This is a genomic window from Clostridium massiliamazoniense (genome assembly GCF_001403635.1).
In the GTDB taxonomy this organism is placed as follows: Bacteria; Bacillota; Clostridia; order Clostridiales; family Clostridiaceae; genus Sarcina; species Sarcina massiliamazoniense.
In genome coordinates, this window is the sequence record NZ_LN879467.1 from 483,343 (window position 1) to 498,811 (window position 15,469).

The 15,469-nt window shown below is 24.2% G+C and carries 17 protein-coding genes and 1 pseudogene; 12 read left to right on the forward strand and 6 right to left on the reverse strand.

Features of this window, described 5'->3' with window-relative positions; all coding sequences use genetic code 11:
- The first annotated feature begins 627 nt into the window (after positions 1-627).
- The 6 genes from ARA19_RS06115 to ARA19_RS18115 all read left to right on the forward strand — a co-directional run bounded on the left by ARA19_RS06115 (position 628) and on the right by ARA19_RS18115 (position 4,453).
- Positions 628-1,404 carry a sensor histidine kinase gene (locus ARA19_RS06115; RefSeq protein WP_055070085.1) on the forward strand — a complete coding sequence of 259 codons (777 nt, stop codon included), beginning with the start codon at positions 628-630 and terminating at the stop codon, positions 1,402-1,404.
- Positions 1,405-1,707: 303 nt separating this feature from the next.
- Positions 1,708-2,535 carry a sensor histidine kinase gene (locus ARA19_RS06120; RefSeq protein WP_055070086.1) on the forward strand — a complete coding sequence of 276 codons (828 nt, stop codon included), beginning with the start codon at positions 1,708-1,710 and terminating at the stop codon, positions 2,533-2,535.
- 15 nt (positions 2,536-2,550) lie between these two features.
- Positions 2,551-3,267 carry a LytR/AlgR family response regulator transcription factor gene (locus tag ARA19_RS06125; RefSeq protein ID WP_055070087.1) on the forward strand — a complete coding sequence of 239 codons (717 nt, stop codon included), beginning with the start codon at positions 2,551-2,553 and terminating at the stop codon, positions 3,265-3,267.
- Positions 3,264-3,593, forward strand: a complete 330-nt coding sequence (locus ARA19_RS06130) for a hypothetical protein (protein WP_055070088.1) — start codon at positions 3,264-3,266, stop codon at positions 3,591-3,593. The genes ARA19_RS06125 and ARA19_RS06130 overlap by 4 nt, the downstream gene beginning before the upstream one ends.
- A gap of 315 nt (positions 3,594-3,908) precedes the next feature.
- Positions 3,909-4,238, forward strand: coding sequence for a hypothetical protein (locus ARA19_RS06135; protein WP_055070089.1), 330 nt, complete (start codon positions 3,909-3,911; stop codon positions 4,236-4,238).
- An 83-nt stretch (positions 4,239-4,321) separates the two neighbouring features.
- The gene (locus ARA19_RS18115; RefSeq protein WP_278321674.1) at positions 4,322-4,453 is read left to right on the forward strand and encodes a hypothetical protein; all 132 of its coding nucleotides are present in this window, start codon (positions 4,322-4,324) and stop codon (positions 4,451-4,453) included.
- 574 nt (positions 4,454-5,027) lie between these two features.
- Here the strand turns inward: ARA19_RS18115 and ARA19_RS18310 are convergent.
- The 3 genes and pseudogenes from ARA19_RS18310 to ARA19_RS06145 form a co-directional block, all read right to left on the reverse strand.
- Positions 5,028-5,141 (reverse strand): annotated as a pseudogene (locus tag ARA19_RS18310) (DUF4177 domain-containing protein); the annotation flags it as partial.
- A gap of 361 nt (positions 5,142-5,502) precedes the next feature.
- Positions 5,503-6,087: an SdpI family protein gene (locus ARA19_RS06140; protein WP_055070090.1), complete on the reverse strand. Its 585-nt coding sequence runs from the start codon at positions 6,085-6,087 to the stop codon at positions 5,503-5,505.
- Between the two features lie 33 nt (positions 6,088-6,120).
- A complete protein-coding gene (locus ARA19_RS06145; RefSeq protein ID WP_055070091.1) occupies positions 6,121-6,375 on the reverse strand; it encodes an autorepressor SdpR family transcription factor in 255 nt (84 codons plus the stop codon).
- Between the two features lie 255 nt (positions 6,376-6,630).
- Between ARA19_RS06145 and ARA19_RS06150 the strand changes: the two genes are divergently transcribed.
- From ARA19_RS06150 to ARA19_RS06165, 4 genes are read left to right on the forward strand one after another with little or no spacing between them, the layout of a single operon-like run.
- On the forward strand, positions 6,631-6,999 hold the full coding sequence (locus ARA19_RS06150; protein WP_055070092.1) for a GntR family transcriptional regulator: 369 nt from the start codon (positions 6,631-6,633) through the stop codon (positions 6,997-6,999).
- Positions 7,000-7,032: 33 nt separating this feature from the next.
- Positions 7,033-7,908: an ATP-binding cassette domain-containing protein gene (locus tag ARA19_RS06155; RefSeq protein ID WP_055070093.1), complete on the forward strand. Its 876-nt coding sequence runs from the start codon at positions 7,033-7,035 to the stop codon at positions 7,906-7,908.
- Positions 7,908-8,570: a hypothetical protein gene (locus tag ARA19_RS06160; RefSeq protein ID WP_055070094.1), complete on the forward strand. Its 663-nt coding sequence runs from the start codon at positions 7,908-7,910 to the stop codon at positions 8,568-8,570. Before ARA19_RS06155 ends, ARA19_RS06160 begins: the two co-directional genes overlap by 1 nt.
- A 3-nt stretch (positions 8,571-8,573) precedes the next feature.
- Positions 8,574-9,263, forward strand: a complete 690-nt coding sequence (locus tag ARA19_RS06165) for a hypothetical protein (RefSeq protein WP_055070095.1) — start codon at positions 8,574-8,576, stop codon at positions 9,261-9,263.
- 527 nt (positions 9,264-9,790) lie between these two features.
- On the opposite strand, the gene ARA19_RS06170 is transcribed toward ARA19_RS06165, so the two are convergent.
- Positions 9,791-10,093, reverse strand: a complete 303-nt coding sequence (locus ARA19_RS06170; protein ID WP_055070096.1) for a hypothetical protein — start codon at positions 10,091-10,093, stop codon at positions 9,791-9,793.
- A gap of 1,283 nt (positions 10,094-11,376) precedes the next feature.
- Positions 11,377-11,544: a hypothetical protein gene (locus ARA19_RS17530; protein WP_157452234.1), complete on the reverse strand. Its 168-nt coding sequence runs from the start codon at positions 11,542-11,544 to the stop codon at positions 11,377-11,379.
- A 238-nt stretch (positions 11,545-11,782) separates the two neighbouring features.
- On the opposite strand from ARA19_RS17530, the gene ARA19_RS06175 reads away from it, so the two are divergent.
- Entirely contained in the window at positions 11,783-12,547 is a 765-nt protein-coding gene (locus ARA19_RS06175; protein ID WP_055070097.1) for an EFR1 family ferrodoxin, read from the forward strand.
- A gap of 81 nt (positions 12,548-12,628) precedes the next feature.
- Here ARA19_RS06175 and ARA19_RS06180 read toward each other — a convergent pair whose 3' ends face one another.
- Entirely contained in the window at positions 12,629-13,978 is a 1,350-nt protein-coding gene (locus tag ARA19_RS06180) for an FAD-binding oxidoreductase (RefSeq protein ID WP_055070098.1), read from the reverse strand.
- A gap of 596 nt (positions 13,979-14,574) precedes the next feature.
- Here ARA19_RS06180 and ARA19_RS06185 point away from each other — a divergent pair.
- On the forward strand, positions 14,575-15,339 hold the full coding sequence (locus ARA19_RS06185; protein WP_055070099.1) for an acyl-[acyl-carrier-protein] thioesterase: 765 nt from the start codon (positions 14,575-14,577) through the stop codon (positions 15,337-15,339).
- The last annotated feature ends 130 nt before the right edge of the window (positions 15,340-15,469 follow it).

Genomic DNA, 15,469 nt, shown 5'->3' on the forward strand with positions numbered 1-15,469 from the left:
TGATAATAATATTAAAGAAATAAATTTGATATCTAAAATTTGAAAATTATAGAAAATTAGTATTAAAAATATAAAAATATATAATAAATTAGCAATAAACAATTATGTAAACAATTATGATTACAATATTTGAATAATTTTAAGTATATTTATTTATTAAATATACTGTTTGAAAATCAATAATTATTATTAAAATAATATCATGGACTTACACATATATTTTCACTGAATTACACTTAATATTAAAAATTTATATTATTATATTTAAGTATAATTTATTAATCATAAGAAGATTTGTATACATATATAAACATTTACGTTTACATAATCATTTACATATAATATTGCTAAATGACTAATAAATTTAATTGATGTGTTACTTCAAGTTAAAGAGGAATATTATCATATTTTTAGACTAATTTCACTCAAAAAATTGCAAGAAGGCTTCTACTTCTAAACGTAAATAAAGTATAAGTAGAATTGTTTATAGGGGACTCAAATAGCAGCTATTTTATTCCATTTAAAATTTAAGGAAAAATTAAAAATTAGTTTTTAAGGAAATTTTACATTATATGATATAATTTTCTTGATATTGTATATTTATTTTTAAAAAGGATTTAGATTTTAATGAAAAAAACATTAATTATATTACCTATTGTATCTAATATAATCTTATTTCTTAGAGTTATATTAATAGAATATAATGAAGATCTTTATAAACTTAGAATAAGTGATATTATAATTTGGTTAATTATAACATTATGTAGTTATTTTATATTCTCCAAGGGAGAGAAGGAAAAGCATTTCTCTAGCTTATTTAATGATATTAATAGATTAGAAAGCCATAATCATAATTTAATTAAGGAAAATAATCAATATCAAAGATTAATTAATATGTATATGAAGGACTTGTCCAAAAATAATAAAAAAGAACTTAATGAAAAATACAATTTTATAGATGTTAACACTGGATTAATAGCATTAAATAGTCTTTTAAATTCTAAATACTTCATTGCAAAAAGTTATAATATAAATATTAATTACAATATTATAGATAAATTAGATAGTAAAAGTAATATTAAGACATCAGATATATGCTCTATTATAGGGAATTTATTAGATAATGCTATCTATTACAATAAAGATTATGAACAAAAAAATATTAATTTATACATAGAAAACAAAGAAAATTTAAAAATTATTGTGGAAAATTCAGTTGGATATATTTCATCTTCTGTAATATCAAAAATTTTTTGTAAGGGCTTTACCACTAAGGGACAAGATGGCGATGGAATGGGTTTATATATAGTAAAATCTATAGTTGATAGTTATAAGGGGACGGTTAGACTTAGTAATGAAAATAATTTTTTGAAGTTTATTATTGAATTACCATTAAAGAATTAAGGGCTATGATTATTAATTTTTTGAAAAGATACTTTTACATAGAAATAGGACAAGTAAAGATATAATTTGTTTAGTTAATGATTAGTACCCGTAATGCTCAAAGTTTTCAAAAGCTAGAGGTACAAATATATATCTCTAGATAAGGAGCACTAAAATTCAGATAGAGATAAAACTCTATCTGAATTAAGTTTTAGCCTATATTTAAGACAATTAAGTTGATTAAATGTATTTTTTAGGGGATATGTCTTAAAGAAAGCTTAGGAGCGCAGTATTATTTAATTAATTAAAGGAGGGGATTAAATTGTGAGATTAGCTAAAGGTACTTTGATTGTTAATATAGCTTTTTTGATTCTATTAATTTTTTCTATTAAGAATAATACGATTACAGGAATTAGCCTCCTTGTAATAGTTTTTTTTATAGCATTTAATGGTGTTATATCAGTAATAGGATTTTATAAAGCAGTTTTGTTATCTAGAGAAAAAGAACTTAGGGATAATATAAAAAATTTAGAAATTTTAAATAGCAGATTAAGGGGACAAAGGCACGAGGCTTTGAATCATATACAAATACTTAATGGATTAATAGAGCTTGGTGAATTTGATGAAGCTAGAAAATATATATCACCTTTATTTGAAGATATAGCTGAAATGAAAAGAGGAATAAAAAGTGGAATAGGTAGATTAGATGCCTTTATACTAGGTGAAATAACTAAGGCTAAGGAGCGAAATATAGAATTTAGGATAAATATAAATAACGCCTTAAAGGAAATTATAATTCCAGAAATAGATTTATGTTCTATGTTTAAAGAATGTTTAGAGAATTCATATCTTTCATTAAGTTCAAGCGAGCCAGGGAGAATAAATATTGATAGTAGAATTGATGAAAAAGATAATAGTTTTATAATAAGGTTTCATGACAATGGAAGAGAATTACCTAAATCTATTAAAAATGAAATGAATATTATAAAGTTAACAAGAGCTTACAAAGAAAGTATTAGAAAAGGATATGGATTCAAGTACTGTAGAAATACATTAAACTCACTGGGAGGTCGTATAAGGTATGGATACTATAATGGTAATATTATAGAGCTAGTTATTCCAAATGCAACTTTAGAAGAGCAAAAATATTAATTTGGAGGATATTAAATGATAAAGGTATTAATAGTTGATGATGAGCCAGGAATGAGAGTTCTCTTAAGAAAAATAATAAATAAAGTTGATGGCTTTGAGATTGTTGATGAAGCTGAAAGTGGAGAAAAAGCATTAGAAATAATTATAGATAAGAATATTGATTTAGTATTTTTAGATGTAGAGATGGGAGATTTAAATGGAGTTGATACAGCTAAAAGTCTAATGGCTATAAAGCAAAATATAAAGGTAATATTTGCTACAGCACATGGAGAATATATGGGATCAGCTTTTGAAGTTTATGCCTATGATTATTTATTAAAACCCTTTAGAGTAGATAGAGTATTTAGAACTTTAGATAAATTTAAAAAAGAATATGATGAATATTTCTATAAAAAAGAGAGATATTCAGAGAAAATAATGATAAAAAATAAAGAATCTAATAAGATTATAAACAAGAAGGATATTGTATTTATTAGTCGTGAAAATGGAGAAACAGTAATCTATACTAATGATGAAAAGCACAAAACATCAATGACCTTAAATGATTTAGAGATAAAAATGGATCATAATGATTTTCTAAGAGTTCATAAATCTTATATAGTGAATAAAAATAAAATAAAGGAAATATACCCTTATGGAAGATGGACTTATGTAATTAAATTCTATAATTTGGAAGAAGATGCTTTGATGACACAAAGTAAATATGAAGTTTTAAAGGAAGAATTTAAATGAATACAGATAAAATAGTACTTTTATTTATTAATGTATTTCTAGCAATAATATTTTTCTATAGAGCTTATGATGTAGCTATAAATAATAATTTTTTTTATTATAGTTATAGTAAAAAAATTCTAAAATTAAAAGAAAGTAAAAAAGTTTTAGGTGAAAAATTAGGATTAGTTTTTTTAATATGGGGTTTTTCTTTTTTTATCTCACCTATATATATTTTTAGGGATGACTATACTTTAGGAATTTATATAATTTTACTTTTTTTAATATCAATAGGAGCAATAATAAGTATAAAAATTATATTAAAGAAGTATTTACTTGGAGAATAGTTGATATAAGACTTCCTTGTAAAAGTGCAAATATGAAATTTATTTCATAGCTAGAAACTGTAATACTCCTATCTTCTATAAATAGGAGATAAACAGCTTCACGTTTCTAGATAAGGAATACTAAGCATTCAGAGGGAGTTAAAACTCCACTTGAATTAAGTCTACGTTTATTTAAATTAATTGTAAGAGGAATAAATGGTTACTTCATATAGATAAGTACAGAACAAATAAGATATTTACACATAAGTAAATGCAAACACAAACAAAAATGTAAACATTGATATTTATATAATAATTTTAAAGGAGAGATATATTATGTTATTTACAGGATACCTTCCAGTAATAATTGTTAAGGTTAAAAATAAAACTAATGAGGTTATTGAAAGGATAAATATAATTTATGATGGATGTAAATATAAAGCACCAGCAATAAAAAAAATTAAACCAAATGAGAGAAAACAAGTCCCTATTGCAACAGTAAATTTAGGTAGACCTGTAGATTTAAAAATATTTATAAATGAAGGTTTAAAATATGTAATAAAGAAAAATGTTAAAAATAATGACAAATATAATTTAGAAGTTATTATAAGTAAAGTAGATAATAATGGAGCATTGGAGTTCACTTCAGAAATAGAAAAGGAATAGGTATAAAAAGTAGAAATAATTGTGTTTACGTATACAAAAATGTTTACAAAAGCACAATTAATTTTGTTGAGGGGTTTATAGCAATGAGAAAATTAGGAGTTATATTGGCTACAGTAGTTATTACTATTGGAACTTTCATTGGGTGTGAGAATAAAAATTTAATAGAGGTTGAAGGATATTTTTGGAAAATGACAAAGGAAGATAAAGAAATCTAGGACCATCTCTAAAAGTATTCCTATTTAGAGATGGTCTTTTCAGTTTATAGATAGGAGCTCTGTAATACTTCTATCTTCTATAAATAGGATATTATCCACTTTACTCTTCTAGATAAGGAGCACTACCTATTCAGATGGAGTCAAAGTCCTATTTGAATTAAGTCTATGTTTAAAGTGAATAACAGTCTCTAAACTTACTTATATTTTCTTTACAGATAAGTCTACGTTTATTATAGTAAATTGAAAATCTCTAGTTATTAAATAAAAAAATTTTACTATAAAGAAGATCATTTTTTAGGATAAGAAAGATGAAAATTTGACTATATATAAAGGATAAGATGATATTACAAATAACTATATATACACAAACAAAATCATAAACGTAAACAAAAAACAAAAATGTAATTATTAATGTTTACATTTTTGTTTTCTTATGATGAATTTTAAATTTTATGGCTATGTTTCATATTAATTATGAATGATTTTGTTTTATAATGATGTGTAAATAGGTATAACAAAAAGGATGTCCATATGGGCATCCTTTTAAATCGAAATATTTTAAGCTTGTTCATCGTCACTTTTTTTCAAATATTAAGTCAAAAGTTTTATATTTCCTATTATTTCTATGTAATAAAGAAGCTATTGTATTTACATATCTCCAACCTTCTGATGCATGCTTATCAATTAATTCTCTATGATTTCTTTGAAAGCATTCCTTTTAATTTAGACTCAATATATAAATATTGGTTGTATATCTTTATAATTATATATCTTACTATAATTATAAAATATATTGTTTTGCACAATAAAGTTTTTATTATTAATACAATCTTTTCTTGTTTAAAAAATTTCTAATCATTTGAACCATTTTATAATTTGATTATCTATAATTTATAAATATTGAAAATTACAAATATTAGCCAATAATGTAGGAAAACAAATGTAAACACGAGTGTAAATGTAATCACAAACAAAAGCATTTACATACATGTAAACATAAATGTATATATAATAATAGAAAGTAGCTAATTAACTACTTTCTATTAAGATTAGATTTTAAATTTTTTCATTTTTTTATTATAAAAATTTAATGAATGTAATGAAGGAATTAGAATCCAAGAAAAAAAGAATATTAAAGCTAGATTAGTATTATTAAAGTAAGCACATAATAACATTAGTATTCCACATGGAACTGATAGATAACCAAGTAATCTATGAGCTATTCTAAAAGTATCTTCATCTCTAATTGTCCAAGGTAATCTAAGACCCATATATCTGTTAAAGGGAATTTTAGGAGATAAATTTCCAAAGAATAATATAAATAGAGCTACTAAGATTATTTCAATGCTTTCTGGTAAAGAACCATTAATAGATTTTATATTAATGAATAAAGAAATTATAAGTACACTTCCTATGGTAAAGTTATTTATTAATCTTACTGTTTTAATTTTTGGGTTATCTTTTGAAAGATTTAGTATTTTACTAGCTTTAATATCAAATAGTATTAGTGAAATGATTGCTAAAAAAGCAATTACAGAACTACTTACTTCTCCTTTAGGAATCAATATTCCAATTAATAAGATTAGAATAGAAGAAACTAAAAACACTATTTTGGTAAAATCAAGTTTTTTCATTTTTAATACCCCTTTTTAAAATTTTAATAGATTTTAGCTAAATAAACTTAAAAAATTACTTAAAGCTTCTTGGAGGACAGAGGTGTTAATTGAGTAAATCACAAATTGTCCTTTTTTCTCTGAGGTTATTAACTCTGCTTCTCTCAATATATCCAAATGTTTAGAAATTGATGGTTTACTCATACTAAAATGATTAGCAATTTCACCAGCATTCATATCTTTTGTATTTAAAAGTTTTAAAATTTCTCTTCTTGTTTCATCACTTAAGGCTTTAAAAACTCTACTCATTAAATTAGCTCCTTTTTATTAAATAGATATTTAGCTAATTAGTTAAATATCTATGTATTTATTTTATATTAGTCAATAGAAAAAAATATATGTTATAGCAAGTTTAAATGGCTATTTAAAGCCATTCAAGATCAAATATGAAAAAATGTCGAAAAGTTTTTTTATCAAATTAACAGTAAAATATTTACATTATATCATTATGGTACTATAGTTAGTTATATAAGTAACTAACTGATTAACTAAGGAGGTGTAATCTTGCTTTTAAATATAAGGGATGATATTCCAATATATTTTCAAATAGCAGATGCAATTAAAGATGCTATTTTAAGTGGAATGTTTAAGGATGAGGAACAAATTCCATCAACTAATGAAATATCATTAAATTACAAAATTAACCCAGCTACTGTAAGAAAGGGATTTAACATTTTAGTTGAAGAAGGGATTATTTATAAAAAAAGGGGGATGGGTATGTTTGTTGTAGAAGGGGCTAGAGAAATTCTTATGGAAAGAAGACGAGATGATTTTTATAAAGAATATATATTAAAGCTCATGGAAGAAGCAAAAAAACTTAATATATCAGGAAATGAAATAATAGCTATGATATCAAAGTATGAAAATAAGTAATTGGTATAAGTTAAAAAATAAGGGGTAATAGGAATGAGTAATTTAGAAATAAAGAATTTAAAAAAGAGTTATGGAAAAACTGTAGTTCTTGATAATATAGATATTTTCTTTGAAGAAAATAAAATATATGGATTATTAGGAAGAAATGGAGCTGGTAAAACTACACTTTTAAACTTAATAAATAATAGGATTTTTAGGGATTCAGGAGAAATATTACTTGATGGTGAGGAGATTTACGAGAATGATAGAATGTTACAAAGAATGTATTTGAGTAAGGAGCAAAACCTCTATCCTGAAAATATTAAAGTTAAAGATATATTTAAATGGACGAAGGAATTTTATAAGAATTTTGACATGGAATATGCTTTAAAATTAAGTGAAAAATTTGATTTAAATATAAAGAAGAAGTTTAAAAGCTTGTCTACTGGATATAAATCAATATGTAAAATTATAGTGGCTTTAGCAACAGAGGCAGAAGTAATAATGTTAGATGAACCAATTCTAGGACTTGATGCGAATCATAGGGAGCTTTTTTACAAGGAATTAATGAATAATTATATAAATAACCCTAAGACTATCATAATTTCTACACATATTATAGAAGAAATAGAAGACATAATAGAAAATGTAGTAATAATACATGACAAGAAAGTTATTGTTAATAAGGAAATAGGGGAACTTATAGATAGTGCTTATACAGTTTCAGGAATAGGAAGAAAAATAGACGAATTTATAAAAAATAAAAATTGTATTGAAGTATCAGAATTTGCTTCTATTAAGACAGCTACGATTATAGGAGAATTAAACGAAGACCTTAAGAGAGAAATAAGAGAATATGACTTTGAGCTAGGAAAGCTAAAACTTCAAAAACTGTTTGTAGCTATAACTGAAAATGGAGGAAGATTTTAATGAGAGAAAAGGTATTTTTAAAATACAAAATAGAGTCAATGAAACTTCCATTAGTAGCTTATTTTTTTATAATCTTAGGGCTTATAGTCTTTAGGCAGATAAGTATTTCTATGGTAGGAAAAGAATATTTTCAGATTGATGGAATAGAATCAACCACTATAGTGTTTTTATTTTCTTATGGAGCTATTACTTTTATTGAAAGTTTTAAATTAAGTCAAGGATTTAATTTATCTAGGAAAAAATATTTAACAGCTAATATGCAGTTCAATATTATAATTGCTGTGATTGGAGCATTTATAAATTTAATATTATATGGTTTAGTGAATTTATTTAGTTATTCCCCAAGTTTATTAGATACATTAGTTTATTGGGGAGAACCTATAAGGGTAAATATAGTTATAAATTTTCTTTGGTTTTTATTAATAAGTTTTTTATCTATAACTTTAGGAATATTTTTTGTAGCATTATATTATAGATCTAATAATTTAGGTAGAATTTTGACTACAGCATTAATAGTAGTAAGTTTTATTGGATTAAATTTAGTAGTAATTTTATTTCCTACTGAAGTCAAAAGAATAGTTTCATATTCACCTAGAGTTATAGGAATTATATTTACTATGTTTAATTTTAAAATCATAAAGAAAATAAAGGTTGAGGGATAATTTATGAGGTGGAAAAGTGTTTTAAAGTATAATTTAAAGTATTCAGCAAATGATATATTGTTTTATTATGCTTTGTTTATAGGTTTTGGAATAATTTTTATAGTTGTAAGTGAAGTTTATGGAGCTAACTTTGAATTTTCTGGATTAGATGTTTTCACTAGTCTTTTACTTTTTATAATAGCTATAGAAAGTTCTAATAATAGTATTAAACTCACTTATGGATTTAATGTTTCAAGGGTTGAATATATAAAGGGAACAACAATATTTTTAACATTATTATCTGTTGGGACTGCAATTTTAGATGTAATAATAAATAGAATTACTAATATATATATCAATGCACCTATGGTAGTTGATATAAATTACGGGGAATACTTAAAGAATGGAACTTATTTAGAAAGCTGGAAGGCAATTATATTAATTTCAATTATACATTTTACAGCTATTGGACTGGGTTTTCTATTAAGCAGTTTTTATAATTTTTGCAAGGGATTAAAATATGGAGTAATTGTATTGACTGTAATATTTATAAGTATGGTTTCTTTTAGCTTCTTTTTAGGGCAAGTAATATTTTTTATAGCCAATGGAGGAACTGAAAACTTATTAATAAATGCAGTTTTAGATTTAACTATAGGAATTGTAATGACTCTCCTCGGGGTTATTTTAACCAAAAAAACTGTTATTTTGAATTAAGTCCTAAGTTATAAATAAACTTTAATTAAGATTTTAGATAGAGTTTTGACTCTATCTGAATTTTAGTAATCCATCTAGTAGTATAAAGTTATTTATCTTCTATTTGTAGACAACATCAGTGTTACAACTAAGCTATTAGATAAATTAGTTTAACCTATAGAAAAGTCGAATTTAGTATAAAAATGTTTCACGTGAAACATTTTTGATTTAAAATTTTTTAAATTTTTCTATAAAGTTTCTTATTGTGTAAACGTTTGTGTATACAATGATGTAAACAATTATATAAATGAAATGAGAGATGTGTTAATACCAGATAAGCTAGGGTTTAACTTAGGTAGAAGTTTGACTTTAATGGAAGCTGTCTACAGGGAGGAGGCTGATTATATCAGCTATTAAATATTAGCGAATTATAGTTATTTCAAAATAAATTTTGAGTTAAATAAAAAGGCAGACTTCCATAAAGGAAGCTGCCTTTTATATATAATAAGTGAATAAGGTAATAAAAATCTTAAAAATAAAGTTTTAATTTATTTTCTTTTATGAGTTTCTTTGAAGTTAATATGCTTTTCTATTTCTGCTTTAATATCTTTTAACATCATAATATAACCATCAGATAGATTATTTGAATTTACTGCTTTTAATTTTTCATCTATATAAGTCATTATATCTGAATTGTCTTTTTCTACAGTATTCATTACATCATCTAAGGCATTAATTTCTTCACTCATCTCTTTCACATTGTGTACTGAAAGAAAGTATTCTGCTGGGGTACAAGCTTCAAGCTCTATTTTCATATTTTCCAATAAGCTTAATAATTCTTCTTTATTCATTTGTGTTTCTCCTAACTATTTGTAATTTTTTATTTCTATTTTTATAGAGAATTTTCTTTCATCTAAAAAATTTTAGATATAATATGTCTTATTTTCAAATATAAAATTTTTTAAAATATACTTTTTTCAAGATCATTATATTATTTTGGAGTCCAAGCTATTGATATGATTAAAAGCAATAGGTTGGATTTTTTGATTTTTAAATCTTAGTTTATCAGATAATCCTTTAAAAAACTTTTTAACTATCATAATCATTTTTAGGAATATGTTTATAATGAGAGATAGTTTTTAAGCTAAGTTAATTCAGTTCTCTTCAACTGATTTCTCTTTTTTCTTAAATCATTATCTGAAATGAGTTTTCTTTGAAAATAAGTTAAGTAAATTGGATTATGGAATAATAGTCCAATTATGTTATATCTTAATTTAATAATAATATAAATGTTGCAATAAATCAATGCAACTTTTATAAGCTAAGATTTAATCTACATAGAGTTCTGAATTCAGCTAAATTTTAGTGAGCATTATTTATAAGCATAGGTCTATTTACTAGAAGATTGGAGTATTACAGACACTAGTCTTCAGATGAATTGAGTTCATAATATTGTTTTTTACATAAAAAATTAAGATAATTTTAAGAATTTTTTAGGATTAATATTTAGAAATAAGATTTATTCTAGTATATGAAGTTTAGAAAATTTTATTAGCAACACTTATTATTAATACATTTCAGTACCACTATTTCCTTTTGGTTTATATACTTAGTAATTGGCACAATAAATTTTAAACTAAGTTTTTTGTTAGCTAATTTATCTTTGATGATAATACTTACTATATTAATTTCAATAATACCACTTCTAGAAATAAGAAGACTTAAAGTTATAGATCTTATTAGAATTCAAAAATAATTAAAAGTTTATATTATAGGACAACTTTTTTGAAAAGTTCAATTTTACAATTATAAATAAATATAATTACATTAACGAAATTGATTACGAAAATATTTACGTTTACGTATACGAAAATGTAAACATAATTATTTAAGTTGATATAAGAATGAACAGTCTATTTTATATTTGGAAATAGACTGTTCATTAAAGCTTGTATATATTTATTTGTATAAAAATTGAGAGTTAATTCAGGTAAAATTTTAGTGGGAATTAATTAAAGAATTATACTTTATTATTTTTAATTTATATAAAATTGGAGTGTTAAAAATATTAGTTATTAGATGAATACTAGAAGCAAAATCAGTTTAATTTTAATATAAATTTTTAAAATTTAAACTAAGAATTTTTCTTTTTTTTATTATAAGTAACTAAATCTATTATTGTTCCAAGGACTACTCCAGAACAAAGCCCCACAAGAATTTTATTTAAAACAATTCCTATGGCCAAACCAAAACCAAGACCAGTGGCAGCATAAGTAATAGAATATTTAGGATCTTCTTTCACTATAAGCACCTTCTAAAATATAAATATAGTTTATTATATTTTTTTTTATGGAAATAGTGAATTAATATGATTAAGAAGAATAAATATTAAAAGTATAGTTTGAACTTAGTTTATTTTAATTGTTTGAAGTTAAGAATATCTTAAGATAGAATAAATCTATATAAAGAAATATAGCGAAAAAATATAGAAGCATTATAGTTTCTAGTTATCAGGTAAATTAAAATTAGGAGGGGTATTTATGATATTTTATTTCTCAGGTACAGGAAATTCAAAGTATATAGCCACAAAATTAAGTGAATTTAATGGTGATAAATTAATTTCCATAGCAGAAGAGATCATTAATAGAAAGGATAATTGTGAATATGAATTAAAGGAAAATGAGACTGTTGCTATTGTTTACCCAATATATGCTTGGGCACCACCAAAGCCTGTTTTAGACTTTGTAAAGAAATTAAAATTAAACAATTATAATAAAAATTATATTTATACAGTAGCAACCTGTGGTGAAAATATAGGAGATGCTATGGGTGTATTATCAAGGGCTTTAGAAAAAAATAACTATAGATTAAATAGTGGATTCTCTATAGCTATGCCAAATAATTATATAATAATGGGTGATATTGATAGCAATGATATACAAAATAAGAAAGTTAAAGAAGCAAATAAAACAATAGAAGAAATTAGGAAGGTAGTTGAGTCTAGGAGTAGTGTTTTTCAGGTAAAAAAAGGGGCTTTTCCAAAGGTTCTTACTAAAATAATAAATCCTGTATTTAATAAATTTGCTATAGATGCAAGTAAATTTAAAGTTTCAGATAAATGTATTAGTTGTAAAAAGTGTGAAAGTATATGTAATACAAAAAATATAAAAGTTGATGGAAAGCCAGTTTGGGGAAACAATTGCTGCCAATGTTTAGCTTGTTTACATTGTTGTCCTACAAGAGCAATTGACTATGGAAAATCAACAGAGAAAAAGGGAAGATACTTTTTCAATTTTGATAAGTAAAAAGAAAAAATAGGACTATCTCAAAGTGGAAAAATCCACATTTAGAGAGGGTCCTATTGTTTAATATAATACTTTCAAAAATTATAGTGATTGTTCAAAATTAAATAAATTTATAGGGTCATATTTCTTCTTGATTTCCTCTAGTTTAGGAAGACTTTCACCATAATATTCTTTCTTATAATTATCTAATTCTTTTATAGGAAAAGCTATGAAAGAACCAGCTGTTATTGGTTTAGTATAATTAGTGAATTTATCTACAACCCATTCTTTATTTATTTCAGCAAATTCTCTTTCTTCCCAAACTGATTGAAGTCCTAATATAGCATCTGCATTTCTATAATAAAATGAAGCAGAGTCTTTAGGAGTTGATTTTACATTTCCTCCTAGTCCATATAGAGAAAGGGCTGTATAAATTGAACCTTTAGGTCTTTCTTCTAAAATTGATAGAAGATTTTTAATTTCTTCTTCTGTATAATCTCTAGTTATAAATCTACCAGTTGATTTATAGCTTTCATAGTCAGGATGGGCATCTTGGATATCCCTATTTATTTGTAATACAGATTGATATATAAATTCAGATTCTACATTTTCAAGTATATTTAAAAATGGTTTAAGAATTTCTTTTGCTTCTTCTGAAGTACCATAAAAAATTCCAGTAATATGTGAGCCACTTCCTTTTTCTAAGGAGTTATATGTACTTAATTTACAGTTAAATCTATTATCTATAGTTTTAAAATGCTTTTGCCATGTAAGAAATACTTTAACTTTTTCTTCAAGAGTTGTGTTAAAGTAATCTATATGAATTAATGTTGCATTTTCTATTTTGTGGGAAAGTTTAAAGGTAAGTTTAGTTACTACTCCAAAATTACCAGCACCAGCACCTTTTAATGCCCAAAATAAATCAGAATTTTCTTTTTCATTAGCAATTACACTATTACCATTGTAGTCTACTACTTCAGCTTCTAAAAGATTATCAGAACCAAGCCCTAGATATCTTGCAGAATAGCCCCAGCCACCGCCAAGGGTGAAGCCTACAGCCCCAACAGTAGGACAACCCCCTCCAGGAAAAGCATAGCCTTCTGAACAAATTGCTTCATAAACTTCTCTATTTCTAGCACCAGCTTCTATAGTGGCAGTATTGCTATTTTTATCTAAAGAAATAGCATTCATTTTACTTACATCTATTACTATTAAATTATCTCCTGTTGAGAATCCTTCATAATGATGACAACCAGATCTAATTCTGAATTCTAAGTTATTTTCTCTTACGAATTTTATTGCATTGATAATATCATTTTTATTTGAACAATAAATAATAGCTGTAGGAAATTTTTCTATAGCTCTATTCCATGAAAGTGTAGCATTTTTATATAAAGGATTATCTTTAGTTATTATTTCACCTGTTAATTGTGAAAAATCTATTTTTGTCATTAAAAAAATCACCATCCATCAATTTATAGTCATTTAATAGGTTAGAGTTATTTTTATAAAAAATAAAACTAAATCAAAAAGAGTAACAAAATTTTTATAAATATATTTCTCTAATTAGTGAAATACATTTATAATCTTCATATAGTCCTCTTTTTTACTGATAATTAGTATCTGTAAGTTTAAATTTCTATAAGCTTAAGATAAACAGATACAGATTCCTAGATAATTTTGACTAAAATTCAGAGAAATCTTTAAAGCTACCTGAATTAAGTCTCAATTTATATAATACTCCCTTATGTGAACGGAGTAAATAAGGTACTTTAGTGTGGCTTACTTACAAATTAGTAACTTACTATAAAATATATATAGTTGTTGTGAAATTTTTATTATAGTATACTATTTTATCAGAAAAATTCTTAAATTGCATAATTTTAAAAAAATTAGTGAATAAATTATGTAAAAAAGCTAAAAACTTTGTATAATATAAATGTACTTATTACTAAGTTTTATTTTTTTTATATTAATGTTAAATATTTATCATTGATTTGAACTTTATAGAATAGGTATCTAATCTTTACAAAAGTAGGTGTAAATTCATGTACAAAGGAAAAAATTATTGTGAAAAAAACTATGAAATAGTATTTAAGGATATAAATGAGGAGGGAAGATGTAAAATAACAACTATGATTTCATACTTAACAGACATAGCATTAGCACATGCTGAGGCTGGAGGGTTAGATTTTTTTGAAGAGATGAAAAATGGAAGAAGTCTAATTTTTGTAGATTATAGTTTAAAAATAAATAAGTATCCAACTTATAGAGAGATAGTTACAGTGAAAACTTATGTTGAACTTATGGAAAAGTTTTATGCTATAAGAAAATATTATGGTTATAATTCAAAAGGAGAAGAACTTTTTGAAGCTGAAGCTTTAGGTCTAACTTTTGATATAAAAAATAGAAAAATGTTAAAAGTCCCAGATGAGTATTTTGATTTATATGGAGTTGAAAGAAAAAAATATCCAAAACCAAATAGGGTAAAAGTAGCTGATATAAATGAGATTACAACAGAACATGAGTTTGAAATAAGACATACAGATAAAGATAGGAATAAGCATGTTAATAATACAAAATATGTTGAGTGGGCTATGAATATATTTTCAAATGAAATTTCAGATTCTTACAAAGTCCAATCAATAGAGGTAAAATTTGAGAGAGAAGTACAAACAGAAGATTCAATAAAAATCCAAGCACAATTAATAGAAAAAGAAGACGGATATGAAGCAATATATAAATTTATTGATACTAGTAATGATAAAGAAACAACAAGAATGAAAATTACTTGGATTAAAAATGACAATTAAAAGAGATATTATCTATGGATGTGTGCCTGTTTATCTTCAACCTATAGATAGTTGAAGTATTATAGATACTAGTTTATTAGGTAAATTTTTATGAGTGATGTAGAAGATAAGAATAGGAGTTGTGAATAAA